The 16,525-nt window shown below is 49.4% G+C and carries 18 protein-coding genes and 2 tRNA genes; 7 read left to right on the top strand and 13 right to left on the bottom strand.

The annotated features are described in order from the left end of the window. The 5 genes from dnaJ to T491_RS0114010 form a co-directional block, all read right to left on the bottom strand. Positions 1-1,161: a molecular chaperone DnaJ gene (dnaJ, locus tag T491_RS0113990; protein ID WP_028904434.1), complete on the bottom strand. Its 1,161-nt coding sequence runs from the start codon at positions 1,159-1,161 to the stop codon at positions 1-3. A 6-nt stretch (positions 1,162-1,167) separates the two neighbouring features. Beyond that, the gene (locus T491_RS0113995; RefSeq protein ID WP_028904435.1) at positions 1,168-1,752 is read right to left on the bottom strand and encodes a nucleotide exchange factor GrpE; all 585 of its coding nucleotides are present in this window, start codon (positions 1,750-1,752) and stop codon (positions 1,168-1,170) included. Positions 1,753-1,802: 50 nt separating this feature from the next. Further along, positions 1,803-3,416, bottom strand: a complete 1,614-nt coding sequence (locus tag T491_RS0114000) for an ABC-F family ATP-binding cassette domain-containing protein (protein ID WP_028904436.1) — start codon at positions 3,414-3,416, stop codon at positions 1,803-1,805. Positions 3,417-3,486: 70 nt separating this feature from the next. Further along, the gene (gene hisB, locus T491_RS0114005; RefSeq protein WP_028904437.1) at positions 3,487-4,557 is read right to left on the bottom strand and encodes a bifunctional histidinol-phosphatase/imidazoleglycerol-phosphate dehydratase HisB; all 1,071 of its coding nucleotides are present in this window, start codon (positions 4,555-4,557) and stop codon (positions 3,487-3,489) included. Beyond that, the gene (locus T491_RS0114010; protein WP_028904438.1) at positions 4,554-5,168 is read right to left on the bottom strand and encodes a hypothetical protein; all 615 of its coding nucleotides are present in this window, start codon (positions 5,166-5,168) and stop codon (positions 4,554-4,556) included. Before T491_RS0114010 ends, hisB begins: the two co-directional genes overlap by 4 nt. A 98-nt stretch (positions 5,169-5,266) precedes the next feature. Between T491_RS0114010 and T491_RS0114015 the strand changes: the two genes are divergently transcribed. The 4 genes from T491_RS0114015 to T491_RS0114030 are packed head-to-tail and all read left to right on the top strand — an operon-like array spanning position 5,267 to position 8,650. After that, a complete protein-coding gene (locus T491_RS0114015; protein ID WP_028904439.1) occupies positions 5,267-6,259 on the top strand; it encodes a Gfo/Idh/MocA family protein in 993 nt (330 codons plus the stop codon). A gap of 13 nt (positions 6,260-6,272) precedes the next feature. Continuing rightward, complete coding sequence (locus tag T491_RS0114020) at positions 6,273-7,364, top strand: DUF4421 domain-containing protein (RefSeq protein ID WP_036916169.1); 1,092 nt, start codon at positions 6,273-6,275, stop codon at positions 7,362-7,364. Next, positions 7,361-8,224 carry an N-acetylmuramoyl-L-alanine amidase-like domain-containing protein gene (locus tag T491_RS0114025; protein WP_028904441.1) on the top strand — a complete coding sequence of 288 codons (864 nt, stop codon included), beginning with the start codon at positions 7,361-7,363 and terminating at the stop codon, positions 8,222-8,224. The genes T491_RS0114020 and T491_RS0114025 overlap by 4 nt, the downstream gene beginning before the upstream one ends. A 33-nt stretch (positions 8,225-8,257) precedes the next feature. Continuing rightward, positions 8,258-8,650, top strand: a complete 393-nt coding sequence (locus T491_RS0114030) for a YkvA family protein (protein WP_028904442.1) — start codon at positions 8,258-8,260, stop codon at positions 8,648-8,650. 48 nt (positions 8,651-8,698) lie between these two features. Here T491_RS0114030 and T491_RS0114035 read toward each other — a convergent pair. From T491_RS0114035 to T491_RS0114045, 3 genes are all read right to left on the bottom strand, one after another. Continuing rightward, positions 8,699-8,770 (bottom strand) — tRNA-Cys (locus T491_RS0114035). A gap of 26 nt (positions 8,771-8,796) precedes the next feature. Next, positions 8,797-8,997 (bottom strand): hypothetical protein, encoded by a 201-nt coding sequence (locus T491_RS0114040; RefSeq protein ID WP_028904443.1) that lies wholly within the window; start codon positions 8,995-8,997, stop codon positions 8,797-8,799. Between the two features lie 56 nt (positions 8,998-9,053). Further along, on the bottom strand, positions 9,054-10,091 hold the full coding sequence (locus tag T491_RS0114045; protein ID WP_028904444.1) for a diacylglycerol kinase family protein: 1,038 nt from the start codon (positions 10,089-10,091) through the stop codon (positions 9,054-9,056). A 162-nt stretch (positions 10,092-10,253) separates the two neighbouring features. On the opposite strand from T491_RS0114045, the gene T491_RS0114050 reads away from it, so the two are divergent. The 3 genes from T491_RS0114050 to T491_RS0114060 all read left to right on the top strand — a co-directional run bounded on the left by T491_RS0114050 (position 10,254) and on the right by T491_RS0114060 (position 12,932). Next, positions 10,254-11,441, top strand: a complete 1,188-nt coding sequence (locus tag T491_RS0114050) for an aminotransferase class I/II-fold pyridoxal phosphate-dependent enzyme (protein ID WP_028904445.1) — start codon at positions 10,254-10,256, stop codon at positions 11,439-11,441. Positions 11,442-11,641: 200 nt separating this feature from the next. After that, positions 11,642-11,714, top strand: a tRNA-Pro gene (locus T491_RS0114055). A 390-nt stretch (positions 11,715-12,104) separates the two neighbouring features. Next, complete coding sequence (locus tag T491_RS0114060; protein WP_028904446.1) at positions 12,105-12,932, top strand: carboxypeptidase-like regulatory domain-containing protein; 828 nt, start codon at positions 12,105-12,107, stop codon at positions 12,930-12,932. A 103-nt stretch (positions 12,933-13,035) separates the two neighbouring features. Here T491_RS0114060 and T491_RS17760 read toward each other — a convergent pair whose 3' ends face one another. The 5 genes from T491_RS17760 to T491_RS0114075 form a co-directional block, all read right to left on the bottom strand. Beyond that, a complete protein-coding gene (locus T491_RS17760; protein WP_155950154.1) occupies positions 13,036-13,152 on the bottom strand; it encodes a smalltalk protein in 117 nt (38 codons plus the stop codon). A gap of 93 nt (positions 13,153-13,245) precedes the next feature. Continuing rightward, complete coding sequence (locus T491_RS0114065) at positions 13,246-13,866, bottom strand: HU family DNA-binding protein (protein WP_231480264.1); 621 nt, start codon at positions 13,864-13,866, stop codon at positions 13,246-13,248. Positions 13,867-14,077: 211 nt separating this feature from the next. Next, positions 14,078-14,278 carry a hypothetical protein gene (locus T491_RS17765; RefSeq protein ID WP_155950155.1) on the bottom strand — a complete coding sequence of 67 codons (201 nt, stop codon included), beginning with the start codon at positions 14,276-14,278 and terminating at the stop codon, positions 14,078-14,080. Continuing rightward, positions 14,275-15,276: a CHC2 zinc finger domain-containing protein gene (locus T491_RS0114070; protein WP_081773400.1), complete on the bottom strand. Its 1,002-nt coding sequence runs from the start codon at positions 15,274-15,276 to the stop codon at positions 14,275-14,277. Before T491_RS0114070 ends, T491_RS17765 begins: the two co-directional genes overlap by 4 nt. Continuing rightward, positions 15,189-16,499 carry a hypothetical protein gene (locus T491_RS0114075; RefSeq protein ID WP_155950156.1) on the bottom strand — a complete coding sequence of 437 codons (1,311 nt, stop codon included), beginning with the start codon at positions 16,497-16,499 and terminating at the stop codon, positions 15,189-15,191. The genes T491_RS0114070 and T491_RS0114075 overlap by 88 nt, the downstream gene beginning before the upstream one ends. Positions 16,500-16,525 lie beyond the last annotated feature (26 nt).

Genomic DNA, 16,525 nt, shown 5'->3' on the forward strand with positions numbered 1-16,525 from the left:
TTAATTAAAGTAATTCTTGAATTTTTGGAAGATGGAGTCGCGTGTCTGCTTATCACCCTTGAAATTGTCGCTGCCCTTGAACTGCTCAATGGCCTGCTTCTCTTCCTTGCTGAGTGTCTTTGGTACATACACGCTGATGTTTACTACCAAATCGCCGCGTCCGCTTCCATAACCCTGAACTACTGGCAGACCTTTGCCACGCAGACGAAGTGTCTTACCAGGCTGGGTGCCGTTCTCAAGTTTGACCTTTAACTTAGTGCCTTCGATAGTGGGGATTTCTATGTCGCCACCTAAGGCTGCTGTTGGGAAGTCGAGCAACAGGTTGTAAATCAAGTCATTGCCATCGCGGATAAATGTCTGGTGCTCCTCTTCTTCGATAAACACCTGAATGTCGCCAGCTATACCGTTGTGCTTGCCGGCATTTCCTTTTCCGGGGACGTTGACAACCATGCCTTCAGCTACACCGGCTGGGATGTTGATTTCAACAACTTCCTCACCTTTCTCAACGCCTGTTCCGCCGCAATGCTTACATTTGTTTTTGATGACCTGACCCTCGCCGCCGCAGGTAGGACAAACACTCTGCTGCTGCATCATACCGAAAATGCTCTGGGTGGTATGCGTGATGTAGCCCTGCCCATGACAGGTAGGACATTGCTCCTTCTGGCTTCCTGCCTCTGCACCGCTACCGTTACAGTGAGGGCAGGGGATATCCTTACGTACCTTGAACTTCTTGGTAACACCGGTATTGATCTCTTCGAGTGTTAGTTTCACCTTCAGTCGCAGATCGCTTCCACGATGCTGCTGCTGACGACGCTGACCACCACCGAATCCACCGAATCCGTGACCACCGAAGATGTCGCCGAACATAGAGAAGATATCGTCCATGTTCATGTTGGTTTCAAATCCGCTGAATCCTCCGAATCCGCCACCCATGTTAGGACCGTCGAATCCGAACTGGTCATACTGCTGACGAGTCTTCGGATCGTGCAGTACATTATATGCCTCGGCCGCCTCCTTGAATTTCTCTTCAGCTTCTTTGTCGCCGGGGTTGCGGTCAGGGTGATATTTGATGGCTATCTTGCGATAGGCTTTTTTGATTTCATCTTCTGTAGCGCCCTTTTGGACGCCCAACACCTCGTAATAATCTCGTTTCTGTGCCATATCGGTTTATTGTCCTACTGCCACTTTTGCGTGGCGGATTACTTTGTCGTTCAATTTGTATCCTTCCTGCAGGCAGTCGATAACCTTACCTTTCTTGTCGTCGCCCATGCCGGGAACCATTGCTACCGCCTCGTGCAGGTCGGTGTCAAAATCGGCATCCTTGGTTTCAATCTTGCTAACGCCCTGGCTCTCGAGGGCTTTTACGAACTTGTTGTAAATCAGTTCCATACCTTCGCGCAGTACCTGTGGGTCGTCGGTCTTGGTGCCGTTGGCAATGGCACGCTCCATATCGTCGAGTATAGGGAGAATGGCTGAGATGGCCTTCTCGCCACCGTTCAGAATCAGCTCGGCACGCTCTTTCAGGGTGCGCTTGCGGTAATTCTCAAATTCGGCAGCCTTGTAGAGCAACTGTGTCTTCAGTTCCTCAATTTCCTGCTGGGCTTTTGCCAGTGGATCCTGTTCTTCTGTTTCTTCTTCCTGAGCGGCCTCTTCGGTCTTTTCTGCCTCTGCGCTCTCAGTATTCTCTGCGTTCTCTGTGTTCATCTCTTCGAGGTTCTCCTCGTTTTCGATGTTGATATCTTTTTCTGTCATAATAGCGATTTTTAAAGTTCTGCTGATAGTTTAGCAAAATCCGTGCCAATTTAGACGTACATCTTCTCCTTCTGCGCCTTGATGGTCTCATCATAGATGTAATCATCGTAGCTTGTCAGCTTGTCGATAGTACCCTTTGGTGTCAGTTCGATGATACGATCGGCCACGGTGTTGATGAACTCATGGTCGTGCGATGCAAACAGAATGTTACCCTTAAAGTTGATCAGGTTGTTGTTGAAGGCCTGAATACTTTCCAGATCCAAGTGGTTGGTAGGCGTGTCGAGGATCAGACAGTTGGCATTCTTCAACTGCATGCGGGCTATCATACAACGCATTTTCTCTCCTCCCGAGAGTACGTTCACATGTTTCAGGACATCCTCTTCCTTGAACAGCATACGACCCAGGAACGACTTCATGGTAACCTCGTTACCAGGTCCCCATTGTGAGAGCCAGTCAACCAGATTCATCTCACTCTGGAAGAACTCGGTATTGTCGAGTGGCAGATAGGCGGTGGTGATGGTAACACCCCACTTGTAGGTACCTGCCTGAGCTTCACGATTGCCGTTGATAATCTCGAACAGGGCTGTCATAGCCTTTGGATTGTGGCTCAGGAAAACGGTCTTCTGTCCCTTTTCGATGGTGAAGCTGACGTTGTCAAACAATACGGTACCGTCGCTGTCAACAGCCTTCAGTCCTTCTACCTCCAGAATCTGTGTGCCAGGCTCGCGTTCCATCTGGAAGATGATGCCTGGGTATTTACGTGTTGATGGAGTAATCTCTTCTACATTCAGCTTTTCCAGCATCTTCTTACGAGATGTGGTCTGCTTTGACTTGGCTACGTTGGCTGAGAATCGGCGGATAAACTCCTCCAGCTGCTTCTTCTTCTCCTCAGCCTTCATCTTCTGGTTCTGAGCCTGGCGCAGAGCCAACTGCGAACTCTCGTACCAGAACGAGTAGTTACCTGAGAACAGGGTTACCTTGCCAAAGTCGATATCGACGGTCTGGGTCGATACGGCATCCAGGAAGTGACGGTCGTGCGAAACAACTAATACGCATTGCTCCAAATTGCTTAAATATTCCTCCAACCACTGAACGGTGTCCAGATCAAGGTCGTTGGTAGGCTCGTCGAGCAACAGGTTGTCGGGGTGTCCGAACAGGGCTTTAGCCAGCATAACGCGTACTTTCTCGTTGTTTGATATCTCGCTCATCTGCTTGTAGTGCTGACTCTCTGCTACTCCCAGATTCTGTAATAGCTGTGCAGCCTCGCTTTCGGCCTCCCAGCCGTTCATCTCGGCAAATGCCATCTCTAATTCTGCAGCTCTTACGCCGTCTTCTTCGCTCATTTCGGGTTTTGCATACAGAGCCTCACGCTCTTTCATGTTCTCCCAAAGTGGCTGATGTCCCATCAGCACAGTGTTCATCACCGAAAATTCATCATACTTGAAGTGGTCCTGCTCCAGCACGCTCAGGCGCTCGCCTGGCTGCATCTCGATGGTTCCTTTATTGGCTTCAAGCTCGCCGCTGATGGCGCGCAGCAGAGTTGATTTACCAGCACCGTTGGCACCGATAATACCATAAATGTTACCACTTGTAAACTTTAAGTTTACATCCTTGTAGAGGACCTTCTTTCCAAACTGGATTGCCAGATTTGTAACTGTAATCATCTTAACTTCTTAACTTATATATTATTTTGGGCTGCAAAGGTACGAAAAATAATTGATATTACCAAATTTTCTACAACATTCCCTTTGTAGAGGGTAACTCATAGTGGTAGATATCTCGACGTACAGCCATTTTCAGCGCTCTTGCCAGGGCTTTGAAGATGCCTTCAATCTTGTGATGCTCATTCTGACCTTCGGCTTTGATGTTCAGGTTCATCTTCGAGGCATCGCTCAGGCTCTTAAAGAAGTGCAGGAACATCTCGGTGGGCATTTCGCCTATTTTCTCACGATGGAACTCGGCGTCCCAAACCAGCCAGGGGCGTCCGCCGAAATCCAGACAGGCTGAGCACAGGCAATCGTCCATAGGTAGGCAATAGCCATAGCGCTCGATGCCTCGCTTGTCGCCCAAAGCCTGTAGGATGCATTCGCCCAAAGCGATAGCTGTATCCTCGATAGTGTGATGCTCGTCAACCTCCAGATCGCCTTTGGTGTGGATGGTCAGGTCTATCATTCCGTGCTTACCGATCTGTTCCAGCATATGGTCGAAGAATCCTAAGCCAGTACTGATGTCGCATTTGCCCGATCCGTCGAGGTTTACTTTTACCCAGATGTCGGTCTCTTTCGTGGTGCGCTTCACTTCGGCTGTGCGCTCGCCGGCAAACAGCAGTTCGGCTATCTTGTTCCAAGTGATACCCTCGTCGCTCAGAATCAGCGATTTGCAACCGATATTCTTGGCGAACTGTCGGTCGGTTTCGCGATCGCCAATTACGTACGAGTTGGCGATGTCGTAGTCGGGATTGTTAATATATTTTTCTACCAATCCGATGCTTGGCTTACGGGTTGGTGCGTTGTCTTCGGGGAAGTGAGGGTCGATCAGAATCTCGTCGAAGGTAATGCCTTCGCCCTCAAGTGTTTGCAGAATGAAGTTATGTACGGGCCAGAATGTGTCTTCGGGGAAACTCTCTGTTCCTAAGCCATCCTGATTACTAACCATCACAAACTCAAAGTCCAGTTTCTCGCGGATAAAGGCTAGGTTGCGGAATACGCCTTTTACGAATTTTAGTTTTTCAAAGCTGTCAATCTGCTCGTCGGCAGGTTCCTCAATCAGCGTTCCGTCGCGGTCGATAAATAAAATCTTTTTCATATTGTTTTCTTGTTGAATTCTTCTTTCTCTTTGTCCTGCATGTATATCGATATCTTAACCAGATACATGGGCAGTACCATGGTGAGCCATACGTATGCCTGGATAAAACCAGCTATTGCAAATACTGCGATGCTTAGCCATTTTACGCTGTCGGGCATCCCCGATGGATCGCCGTATAGCATGCCTATCTGCGATTGCCAGTTGGCTGTTATCAGTATGACTGTGGGCAGGGTGGTTAGTAATGCCAGTAGTGCTACGATGATGAGGCTCACAAAGGCTACTAATAATAGCTTGCCTATGTGTGCCATCCATGCGCCGTAGCGCAGGGCTACGGGGGGGAGCATCTGCAACTTCTTAAGGCGCCATTTGGCTGCGGCCAGCCAGGTGCCTACAGCTACTATGGCCAGTATCGAAGCGGGTAAGAGTAGGGTGGGTGATATCAGTACAGGCAGAGCCTGAGCCACAGCCGCGAGGAGTGCAAAGCCGATGGCCAGCCACCAGGTGGCACGGAAAATTTTCCGGAAGTTGGCGCTGTACAACTGGTAGCCCTCGCGAATGCAAGCCTGACTGCTACGCACCTTCATTTCTATCTCTTTTTTCTCTCTTTCCATTGCTAATTCTATTTTTTCGAGTGCAAAGATAGTAATTTTTGGGCATGGATTAAACGGAATTCACAGATTTTTTTTATCTTTGCACCAAATTTTTAATAATGAAGTTATTAAGATGGGGTTTCATAGGCTGTGGCGAAGTGACCGAGAAGAAGAGCGGTCCCGCATTCAGCGAGGTTGAAGGTTCGAGTGTGGTGGCTGTGATGAGTCGCACCGAGAAACATGCGCGTACTTATGCTGTTCAGCATGGAATCGCCAAGTGGTATACCGATGCTCAGGAAATGATTGATGATCCTGATGTGAATGCCATTTATGTGGCTACACCGCCTTCAAGTCATGCTACCTACGCTATTATGGCTATGAAGGCAGGTAAACCCGTTTACGTAGAAAAACCTTTGGCTGCCAGTTATGAGGATTGCGCCCGTATCAATCGTATTAGCGAACAAACGGGTGTGCCTTGCTTTGTTGCCTACTATCGTCGCTATCTGCCTTATTTCCAGAAAGTAAAGGATATTGTGAATAGTGGTCAGATTGGCAAGATTATCAATGTGCAGATACGTTATACAGAACCGCCTCGTCAGGCCGACCTTGATGCTATCGCCAATCATGAGCCCTTGCCTTGGCGCTTGCAGCCCGAGATAGCGGGTGGTGGTTATTTCTATGATATGGCCCCCCATCAGCTCGATATACTTCAGGACCTGTTCGGGGTTATCCTTGAGGCGCGAGGTATTTGCAGTAATCGTGGCGGATTATACAAGGCTGAGGATTCTGTGAGCGCCTGTTTCCAGTTTGAGAATGGCTTGCCGGGTAGTGGGTCGTGGTGCTATGTGGCCCATGAGTCGGCTCGCGAAGACTGTATTGAGATTATTGGCACCGAAGGACAGGTAAGTTTCTCGGTGTTCGATTATACGCCTATTCGCCTACAGACTACTCAGGGTGAAGAGCGTATCACAGTACCTAACCCGCCCTATGTGCAATATCCTATCATTAAGAATGTGATAGAGCATCTGCAGGGCTTGGGGGTATGTGAGTGTACCAGCGTGTCGGCCACACCTGTTAATTGGGTGATGGATCGTATCTTGGGCAAATTCTGATTTCCTATTGTGTATGAAGTTTGTGTTGTTGGTGTTGTCGTGGATAATGGTTGGGCTGAGTGCTATTGCTGCTGAGCCCGATACGTTGGCTACTGATACACTCGACAATGATAATCAGATGGGTTTGATTCGTCGTACCGTGCGTGGGTTTGACCGTCTGAATGATGAGTATATCGAACCGCAGCACTATGAGTTTACGGTGATGGGTCAGATTACTCGTACCTATGAGAGCTTCGTGTTGGGCAGCAACGGACAGGAGATAACGCTGGCTCCCGACGGGCGCACTAAGATCGGGCCGTACTTCGGTTGGCGCTGGTTCTTCTTAGGCTATACTTTCGATATCCACAATTTGGGGTTTAGTCAGAGTGGCTTACGCAAGGAGTTCGATCTGAGTATCTATTCGTCGCAGGTGGGTATCGATATTTTCTATCGTCGTACAGGTAACGACTATAAGATCCGGGACGTGCGACTGGGTTATGGTATTAATGGCGATTTGTTTGAAGGCATACCTTTCGATGGTGTCAATGTGGGCATCACAGGTGCCAGCGCCTATTATATCTTTAACCACGGTAGGTTCTCTTATCCAGCAGCCTTCAGTCAGAGCACTTGTCAGAAGATTAGTTGCGGTTCGTGGATGGCTGGCATCGGCTTTACCAAGAATAGCCTGGATATGGATTACGATAAGCTGGTTTCTACCCTTAGGTCGCGAATGGAACGGGCGCAAGAACTTCGGGTTGATAGTGGTATGATGTTCAGCGGTATCAAATATAGCGATTTCATGATATCGGGTGGCTATGCCTATAACTGGGTGTTTGCCAAGAACTGGTTGTTCTGTGCCAGCGGACAGTTGGCTGTATGTTATAAGTCGAGCTATGGCAAGGTGGCTGATGAGAAAACCGGGTTCAGTATGGAGAAAGTGAATCTTGATGGAATAGGCCGCTTTGGTGTTGTATATAACAATACTCGCTGGTATGCCGGCTGTAGTGCCATCCTGCGGTCAAATAACTATCGCACATCACGCTTTACAGCCAATAACATCTTTGGCTCATTTAATGCCTATATAGGCTATAACTTTATGTTGAAAAAGAAATATCGTAAGACATGAAACGATTTCTATATATAATAATAGGTATAAGCGTTTGCCTGGTATCGCATGCTGCGGGTCTGAGCCGTGTAAAAGCTCTGCCTCAGGATAGTGTTACCATCTGCCGACTTCTGGCTGAGGCGAAAAAGCAGCCGGCGTCGACCTGTCTGCCGCTGTTCTTTGCCAAGAAGTTCCTGGGCGTGCCCTATGTTGCTTTTACCCTTGAGGGTGATAAGCATGAGCGACTGGTGATAAATACCCGCCAGCTGGACTGTACCACGCTTGTTGAGACTGTTACCGCTCTGACTCTTTGTGCCCAGCATAAGGATTACTCATGGTTCGCTTACCAGCATGCGCTCATTGATCTGCGTTATCGTGGTGGTGTTATCAAGGAATATCCCAGCAGGTTGCATTATTTTACCGAGTGGATCACGGATAATACCCGTGCCGGTGTGGTTAGCGAGATTCAAGCGCCTAATCCGCCTTTTACGGCAGTACAGCATGTCAATGTCAATTATATGAGTACCCATCCCCAGAGCTATCAGGCATTACGTGAGCATCCTGATTTCGTGAGTGCTATCAGTAAGATGGAGCGTAGGGTGTCGGGTGCAAAATACCGATTCATCCCCAAGAAATCCGTGGGCAATGATAAGTTGCTCCGCCGGGTGATTAAGGATGGTGATATCATAGCGATTACTTGTAATAAGGCGGGCCTGGATATTGCTCATCTGGGGTTTGCCTTGTGGCGTAAGGATGGGTTGCATCTGCTCAACGCATCGCAACTGCATCACAAAGTGGTGATTGAGCCTATGACGCTCTACCAGTATCTGCAGAAGCACCCCTCGCATACAGGAATCAGAATTATACGAATTATTAAGTAACTTAAAAAAATAACTTAACCAAAGGTGAAAATTATGGAATTACCCGATTTTATGAGTTATGCGAACAAGTTTTCGCAGTCGGAATTTGCAGAGAAGATTGCACGTATCGCAAAGCGTGCAGGTGCTAAACTGGTTTATGCCGCTCTGATCCTCTATTACACGTTGCAGAGCGACAAGGTGAGCAAGGCCGATAAGGCTATCATCATTGGTGCATTGGGCTATATGATCAGTCCGCTTGATGTGATTCCCGATGCCATTCCCATCGCAGGCTTGACCGACGATCTGGCAGTACTGCTTTATGTGCTGAAGAAAGTGTGGACTGGTATCGATCCCGAGATTGTGGAGCAGGCCAAGAGCAAGCTGTCGCGTTGGTTCGACGAGGAAGAGATTGCTGAGATAGGCGATATTTTCGGTCCCGAAGAATAAGATCTGTAGAAAATGAAAAAAACCTCCCGAATTGGGAGGTTTTTCGTGAGGTGCCTGGCGGATTCGAACCGCCGTAGACGGTTTTGCAGACCGTTGACTAAGCCACTCATCCAAGGCACCATGATTGGTATGGCCAGCGCGCTTTCTTAAACGCGGGTGCAAAGGTAGTGAGTTTTTTTGAGACCACCAAATTTTTTAGCTACTTTTTCGTGCAGCACGTGCTTTTTTTCTGTTTTTTGCACTCCTTGGCGTGTTCTTTCAGCTCTTTCAGTTGGCATCCGTCGCATCCTTCGCATGGATTCTTGGTTTTCTGAAAGCGTTGGTAACCCCACCAGCCAGCGTAGCATATTGCTCCAATCAGAATTATAGTTACTGCAATAGTCTGCATAGGTAGCCTTCGGGATTAAAGTTTTGTGAGCTTGCGTAACAGTACCTTATTGATGACCTGGAAGCGGTGACCTTGACGCTCGATGTCCTCGCGTACATTGTTTATATTATTAAAAAAGTCGCTGAAAGCATTCAGTAGTGGGTTGGGTTGGCCGGCGTCCTCGGTGGCGTCGGGGTTGATGAGAATCTTAATGCCCTGATGCTCAATGTGCACATCGATGTCCTTGTCGGTCATAATGGGGTCGCCATCGTAGTGTATTGCACCTGGCGCTTTACGGGTGATATGCAGCGTTTTGGTGCGGAACGTCTTGATTTTTGAATTGTTGTGCATGGTCTTCATAAACAGGTCGGCAGCTATCTGTGGTGCATCGAGTGCTGTAAACGGTTCCATCACAATCACGTCCATCTCGCCATCCTTCATGGTGGCGCCTGGCGCAATATAGGCGTTATTGCCGTATTGCGAGGCGTTGGCGCAGGCAATCAGGAATGCCTTATATTTCTTGGCGCCGGTATCGTCGCTCACTTCGTAGGTTTCAGGCTTGTATTTCAGTCCTTCCTTCAGTACATTCTCCACGTAGGTGATAGGTCCGCGTTTGCCTGCTTCGGCAAACTTCAGCGAGATAAAGGCATCGAATCCCATGCCGCAGGTGCAGAAGAAAGGCATACCGTTGATGACGCCATAGTCGAATTTATCAACCTTACAGCTATTGATGACGCCAATAGCCTTTTTTAAGTCCATGGGCAGGCACAGGTGCCTTGCCAGTCCGTTTCCGCTGCCGCAGGGGATGATGGCGAGTGCTGTATCTGTGTGTACCAGCGAGCGTGCCACCTCGTTGACGGTGCCGTCGCCACCCACAGCCACAACGATATCAACACTCTCTTCGACTTTATGTTTAGCTATTTCTGCAGCATGGCCGCGATATTCAGTAAAGCAAATTTCTATGTCGAACAGCTCCTTGTCAAGTATCTGTTCTATCATGGCGGGAATCTCTTCTTTGGAGTGGGTTCCCGATTTGGGGTTCAGGATAAATGTAATTTTCTTCTTTTTCGTCATAAGCGTGTGCAAATTTACGAATTTTGAGTGAAAAAAGAGGGCAAAATGGAGCAAAAAGTAGTAAAATCAATTATTTATTGATAAAAATTTGCACGAATTGCCGAAAAATGTGTATCTTTGCACCCTGAAATTTAAAATTAGTAGAACATTACCTATATCGGAATGGGACAGTTACAAGAAAGATTCAAGCATTATCGTGAGCCACAGAAGTTTATGGAGGCTGACGTATATCCTTATTTCCGCGAGATTGAAGGAAAGCAGGGAACGGAAGTTGAGATGGGTGGCCACAAGGTGCTGATGTTTGGCTCTAATGCCTATACAGGTCTTACTGGCGACCAGCGTATTATTGATGCAGCCAAGGCTGCTTTGGATAAGTACGGTTCAGGTTGTGCCGGTAGCCGATTCCTGAATGGAACGCTCGACCTGCACGTTAAACTAGAAAAGGAAATCTCAGAGTTTATTGGTAAGGACGACTGTCTTTGCCTCTCAACAGGTTTCTCTGTAAACCAGGGTGTTATCCCCGCTCTGCTGGGTAAGGATGACTATGTGATTTGCGATGATCGTGACCACGCTTCTATCGTTGATGGACGCCGTTTGGCTTTTGCCCGTCAGTTGCACTATAAGCACAATGATATGGCCGACCTGGAGCGCGTGCTTCAGAAGTTGCCACAGGATGCTGTTAAGCTCATCGTTGTTGATGGTGTGTTCTCTATGGAGGGCGACTTGGCCAATCTGCCAGCTATCGTTGAGCTGAAGCACAAGTACAACTGCTCTATCATGGTTGACGAGGCTCACGGTATCGGCGTATTCGGTAAGCAGGGACGTGGTGTTTGCGATCACTTCGGACTGACAGATGAGGTAGATCTCATCATGGGTACCTTCTCAAAGTCGTTGGCATCTATCGGTGGTTTCATCGCTGCTGATTGGGATACCATCAACTATCTGCGTCATACATGTCGTACCTATATCTTCTCAGCTTCGAATACTCCTGCAGCAACAGCTGCTGCTCTCGAGGCGCTGCACATCATCCAGCAGGAGCCCGAGCGTATCCAGGCTTTGTGGGATGTTACCAACTATGCTCTGAAGCGTTTCCGCGAGGAGGGCTTTGAGATTGGTGAAACAGAGAGTCCGATTATACCTCTTTACGTGCGCGATGTAAATAAGACATTCCTGGTAACCGCATTGGCATTCAAGGCTGGTGTGTTTATCAACCCCGTAATACCTCCTGCATGTGCACCTCAGGATACCTTGGTGCGCTACGCTCTGATGGCTACTCACACTAAGGAGCAGGTTGACCGCTCAGTAGTAGCTCTGAAGAAGATTTTCGTAGAGCAGGGTATAATCAAGTAATTGATACTCGGGAAATCTTGGCGATGCCAAGCGGCAAAGCCGAGCTGACAAATAATAATTAGCCTCCCAAATCGGGAGGCTTTTTTTGTGCGGTGGAGGTCTTGAGATATTTATTTGTTAAAATATGCAAACAAATACCACTTTTAAACATTAATCTTCTTTTGTTTCGAAAAATCTTCGTACCTTTGCACCCGCAAAAACGAGGTGTAGCGCAGTTGGTAGCGTTCCTGGTTTGGGACCAGGCTGTCGCAGGTTCGAGTCCTGTCACCTCGACAAAGCAAGAAAGGCCCGCTGATTCAAGATGATTCAGCGGGATTCTTTATCAAATTTAAGACTGAAAATGTTTGATTATAGCTAATTTTTGTGTAAAATACGCTAATTCACGCATTTTGAACAGTTTTTAACAGAAAATAGACATAAGTTTCAGCTACTTTTTATATATTTGCAGCAGAAACAGATTTTTATGGTTAAGGTTTATGGTTGATTAATTTAGTTTTTTAAGTAATTTTTGAGAAAGAGGTTCGTTGTGAAACGCGCCTCTTTTGATTTTATATATATCTATGCTTTGAAAAATACCCGTTTTTTGGTATTGCACACTTTTTTTTATTGGCGTAACTTTGCATACGGAATAAATAATGTATTTGGATGCAAAGATTTTTGTTGATGATAATAGCAGTAGTGATACTGCAAGTTGCTAAGGCTCAGGGATTTCTGAAAGGAATAGTAATAGATAAAGATACCCATGAGGCGATAGTTGGAGCTACGATTTCGGATGAGACCAAACATAAACCCTTGACAGTTACTGATGCTGAGGGGCGTTTTGTGATACCTAAAAGGGGGGATGCGCAACACTCTACGCAACATCTCAAGATTACCTATATTGGATATAAACCGCTGGTGGTAACAGCTGTTGCCAACGTGCCACAGATAGTGGATGGGCAGCAGGTGGTGAAGTTCACCAAGAAGATGGCAACGCCATTGGCTAATGTGAGCATCTACCTGACGGCCGATGTGGATTTCAGTCCCAAGAGCGACCTTGAGCTCGACTTCCTGAAGCGTTGCCTCTCTATAGCCTATACCGACTCGGTTCGTGAGGAGAAGGGCGGTACCTATGGCGTGAGTGTTGATTTCGAGCTGGATAAGGAGGAGCGTCCTAATGCCACCTTGAAGATAGCCTATAACGCCGATCCCAGTCGCTATGGTGAGCTGAATCCTATCATCTACCAGCAGCTGCAGCATATTGCCGACCGCGGTCCTGCCGCCACCTCGCTGAAGAAGGTGAAGGAGTATCTCACCAAGCAGTATGCCCAGATGGCGATTACCAACGATTACTGGAGTTACATTATCTGGCACGAGCTGGACGATGATGCCGACTTCGACCGCGACTACTGCAAGCTGGTGAACGCGGTAACCGCAGCCGACGTACAGCGTATGGCGCAGAAGATTCTGGCTGCTAAGCGCTGCATAGAGGTGACCATGCTGTCGGAGTGATAATCCTCATAACAAACAAAAATAAATCCCCTGCCGGCTTTAAACACCTGCAGGGGATTCTTGTTTCCTGATTATTTGCTACCCTTAGTGAACGTCAGGTTGTTTACATAGGGATAGGTCCGTGGCCCATGCAACTGGTGGCTCCCAGTGCCGTCAGGATGGCTGTTGCGATTGATGCAATCAGCTGCACGATAAACTTGATACTTTCTTTCTTACTCATAACATTTAACATTTACTTTGAACTTTGAACTTTAAGCTTTGAACTTTAAGCTTTGAACTTTCTTTAAAGCGCTGGGGCTTTCGCCCCTAAGCGCTAATCTTCCGTGCTTCCGTCGGGGTTGGGCTCGCCGCCGCCAGCGCCGGTGTTGCCGCCTTGGTTGTCGTTCTGGTTGCCGTTCTGGTTGCCGCCAGCGCCGGTGTTGCCGCCGTTCTGGTTCTCCTGCTCGGGGTCTTCCACATCGTTGGTGTCGGCGCTGGTTACGCGCTTCACGATGTTGCCGTCCTTGTCGTAGCAGGTGATGGCAATCTTGGTGGCCTGCAGCTCGTCCTTAACCTCCTTGGATGGGGTGAAGATGACGCGACGTGCGGAGATGAGCGAGGTCTTCACCTCGTCAACGCTCTGCACACTCTTGGAGCGCACGCCGAATCGCATAGAGCCCAGACCGGGCAGGGGCACGTTGTGGCCTTCGGTGGCCCAGGTGCGGATCACCTCACCTGCTGCGTCCCAAGCGGCCTTGATCACACCCTCGCTGATGCCCGAGCGCTTGGCGGCCTCTTCGATGACCTTGCTGGCGTCGAGGGTGTTGTACAGGTGGGCAGAGAGCACGAATGCCAGCTTCTCCACGTTCTTTTCGAACGATACGTTCTGTTGCTTTGCTTTGATCTGAATCATAATGTCAACCCCCTCCTGAACCTCCCGAGGGAGGGACTGCAAAACGGGGCTTGGGCAGTCTGGGTTAGATACTCTTTTTTTTTCTCGTTTTTGCTGCCTCGGGAGTCTGCACGTGTTGTTCCCGGGAGTGTACACGTGCTGGCTCGGGGAGTCTGCAAATGTAGGCGCTCGCGCCTGATTTTCAAATCCAATGCAAAGTTACGACATCGGCGGAGCGCGTTGGTGGACATTGGTGGACATCGGCAAAACTTTTTTAAAATGATTGCATTTCATCTGGCACATCGATACAATAGTCGTCTACCACATACCTGACTGCTCGTGGCGGAAGCGTTTGGGCTCGTGGCGAAACGCCCATCTTTTCAAGCACATCTCTGCGCGAGTTCAGGTATCGGCGAAACGTGTTGGCGCTTACGCCAGCCAGCCGTGCCAGTTCCGATTTATACATGGCTTTCATACGGTAGTCTTCATGAGGTAATAGTCGCTGAAGTCCTTGCACCCCTTGGGCAGCTGGTGGTGCACCAGCGAGGGCAGCGCCTGCTTGAGCTGCAGGTAGAGGCGCTCGCCAGGCTCGTCGCTGTCGGGATACATAGCCCATTGGACATTGAGCATTGAACATTGGGCATTGATGGCCGCCAGTTGTTCGATGTCCTTCTGTGTGAGCAGCGTGGCCGATGGGATGGCGATGGCCTTGTGGCCCGCCGAGAGCATGGCCCAGCAGTCGGAGGCGCCCTCGGTGATGAAGAGCCGCTCGCCGGGTTTGAGCAGCTGGATCACGGGCAGGTTGTAGATGCCGCACTCGGCGCCCTGGGGAAACCGGAAGCGGGGCTGGACGCCACGCACCAGGTTGCGGTTCTGCACGCCCACCAGCTGGCCCTCTATATTATAATAAGGTATCTGCAGCCATGGCGTGCCCTGCCGGTCGGTCCACGAGGTGAGGCGGCACCAGCGCACCACGCGGGGGTCGAGCCTGCGCTCATGGAACAGGAACCGGCGTGCCGGCTCGTTGAGCCAGGGGTGCTCAAAGAATCGCTCGTAGCGCTTGGCATCGAAGGGCTGAGGCTCCTTGTTCGCTGTGGCAGGCTGCCATTCCTCAAGAATGATGTTGTGCTCATCGGCCAACCATCGGCATGCAGCCTTGAAGTCGAGGTTCAGATGGCGCATCACCAGATCGATGGGACCTATCGATTGCGTCATACACACAAAGCAGCGGCAGGTGTTGGTTTTAACGCGATACGACATACTGGGGTGGCTGTCGGCATGAAACGGGCAGAGGCTCTTGTGGTGCTTCACGCTGAGTCCCAGTCGCTCAGCGACCGCCTCTATGGGCAGGTCGCGGAGCTTCTGTAGTTCGGTCTTATTCATTTTCACATTTTTACTTTTTTCAGATACTCTTCGGTCTTGGTGTAAAGGCCCGTTTGGGCGCAGTATTCGATGAACTTGCGATGCAGCCATTGGCGTATCTGGACTTTGGTGCCATCCTTCGACTTGTCCATGCTTACGCGTAGCGCCTCCAGTTGGGCCTGGTTAAACGTATCGGGCAGCAAGTCGAGCATGTTTTGGGGACCGGTTTTGGCGGTCTCCGAGGCGCCATGGTCGTTCTCCTTTAGCATGTCGGCAAATATCTGCATCTTGCTCCAAAGGTCGTGATACACCAGCCACTCAACGAGTTCGCTCATTGCCTTGGTCCACGTCTGGTTGTTGAGCACCCAAAGGATGCAGCCAGCCTTCCAGGCTGATACCAGCGAGCGGTGCGACAGTTCGAACAGCAGATCGTCGTCGGTCAGGTCGGCCAGTGTGGCCATATCCTGCGCCAATCGTTTGATCAGCCTGTTGAGTGGATGGATGATGAAGCGGCCTTTGCAGATGTCGAGTCGTATCAGATACTCATCCAGTTGGCGGTAGAACTCGTTGGGATACTTACCCTGCAGGGGAATATTTCCATCGCGGATGCTTCGCGGCTTATAGGAGAACACCATTCGACCGAAGGTGCCGTTGTTCAGTTCGAACCGATAGAACTTACGGGTTGATCCCGTGTTCGACGAGATGGTGATGCATGCACGGAGGAGCGGGTTGCCCGTTATACCGTCGGCAGTGGCGCGCAAGGCACCGGCACGGGCACGGTCGTAGATGTTGCGAAACATCAGCGACACCTGCTTATGACTGCCACACAACTTGTCGGCCATCTCCACTTCAGGCAGGTTGAAATACTGCGTTCGACCGCCCTGTTCCTCGAGTGCAATGGCGTTTTTGATAAAGGCCGGTTTGGTGGTGTCGGTCGGCGGAAACCAATAGGCCAGAATCGGCTCGGCTGTCTTTTTCTTGTTATTTGGCTCGGTCTTATTGAGCCTCTGCCATTCCTTATACTTGTCCTCCTCAGCCTTGTCGTGCTGGCGGAAGTCGCGGCAAAGTGCCTCTATCAGAGGTGACAATTGGCCCTTGTTATCGCTACTTCTTGCCACCAGATTGGCCATCATGCCGCAGGGTTCCTTCCAACTGTTGTCGGGATACATGAATTCCGTGCCGCTCATGTGTGCGCCAAGTACGGGGAAGAACATCGGAAGAAATGGCTCGTGCATCATCTTCGAGGCCTGCGAGAGCAGTAGTTTTATACATTCTGTGCCTTTGCCGAGGTTCGGCATAGCGGGCGCAGTCGCTTTACTAATTTCGTATTTCATTGAATATCAGCTTTTTAGATGAATAA

The sequence above is a fragment of the Prevotella sp. P6B4 genome (assembly GCF_000619985.1).
GTDB lineage: Bacteria > Bacteroidota > Bacteroidia > Bacteroidales > Bacteroidaceae > Prevotella.

Bases quoted from the DNA above. Each gene is read 5' to 3' on its own strand.
- dnaJ (WP_028904434.1), bottom strand. From the start codon at position 1,161: ATGGCACAGAAACGAGATTATTACGAGGTGTTGGGCGTCCAAAAGGGC.
- T491_RS0113995 (WP_028904435.1), bottom strand. From the start codon at position 1,752: ATGACAGAAAAAGATATCAACATCGAAAACGAGGAGAACCTCGAAGAG.
- T491_RS0114000 (WP_028904436.1), bottom strand. From the start codon at position 3,416: ATGATTACAGTTACAAATCTGGCAATCCAGTTTGGAAAGAAGGTCCTC.
- hisB (WP_028904437.1), bottom strand. From the start codon at position 4,557: ATGAAAAAGATTTTATTTATCGACCGCGACGGAACGCTGATTGAGGAA.
- T491_RS0114010 (WP_028904438.1), bottom strand. From the start codon at position 5,168: ATGGAAAGAGAGAAAAAAGAGATAGAAATGAAGGTGCGTAGCAGTCAG.
- T491_RS0114015 (WP_028904439.1), top strand. From the start codon at position 5,267: ATGAAGTTATTAAGATGGGGTTTCATAGGCTGTGGCGAAGTGACCGAG.
- T491_RS0114020 (WP_036916169.1), top strand. From the start codon at position 6,273: ATGAAGTTTGTGTTGTTGGTGTTGTCGTGGATAATGGTTGGGCTGAGT.
- T491_RS0114025 (WP_028904441.1), top strand. From the start codon at position 7,361: ATGAAACGATTTCTATATATAATAATAGGTATAAGCGTTTGCCTGGTA.
- T491_RS0114030 (WP_028904442.1), top strand. From the start codon at position 8,258: ATGGAATTACCCGATTTTATGAGTTATGCGAACAAGTTTTCGCAGTCG.
- T491_RS0114040 (WP_028904443.1), bottom strand. From the start codon at position 8,997: ATGCTACGCTGGCTGGTGGGGTTACCAACGCTTTCAGAAAACCAAGAA.
- T491_RS0114045 (WP_028904444.1), bottom strand. From the start codon at position 10,091: ATGACGAAAAAGAAGAAAATTACATTTATCCTGAACCCCAAATCGGGA.
- T491_RS0114050 (WP_028904445.1), top strand. From the start codon at position 10,254: ATGGGACAGTTACAAGAAAGATTCAAGCATTATCGTGAGCCACAGAAG.
- T491_RS0114060 (WP_028904446.1), top strand. From the start codon at position 12,105: ATGATAATAGCAGTAGTGATACTGCAAGTTGCTAAGGCTCAGGGATTT.
- T491_RS17760 (WP_155950154.1), bottom strand. From the start codon at position 13,152: ATGAGTAAGAAAGAAAGTATCAAGTTTATCGTGCAGCTGATTGCATCA.
- T491_RS17765 (WP_155950155.1), bottom strand. From the start codon at position 14,278: ATGAAAGCCATGTATAAATCGGAACTGGCACGGCTGGCTGGCGTAAGC.
- T491_RS0114070 (WP_081773400.1), bottom strand. From the start codon at position 15,276: ATGGCTGCATCGCAAGTTCATCGAATACTGCGCCCAAACGGGCCTTTA.
- T491_RS0114075 (WP_155950156.1), bottom strand. From the start codon at position 16,499: ATGAAATACGAAATTAGTAAAGCGACTGCGCCCGCTATGCCGAACCTC.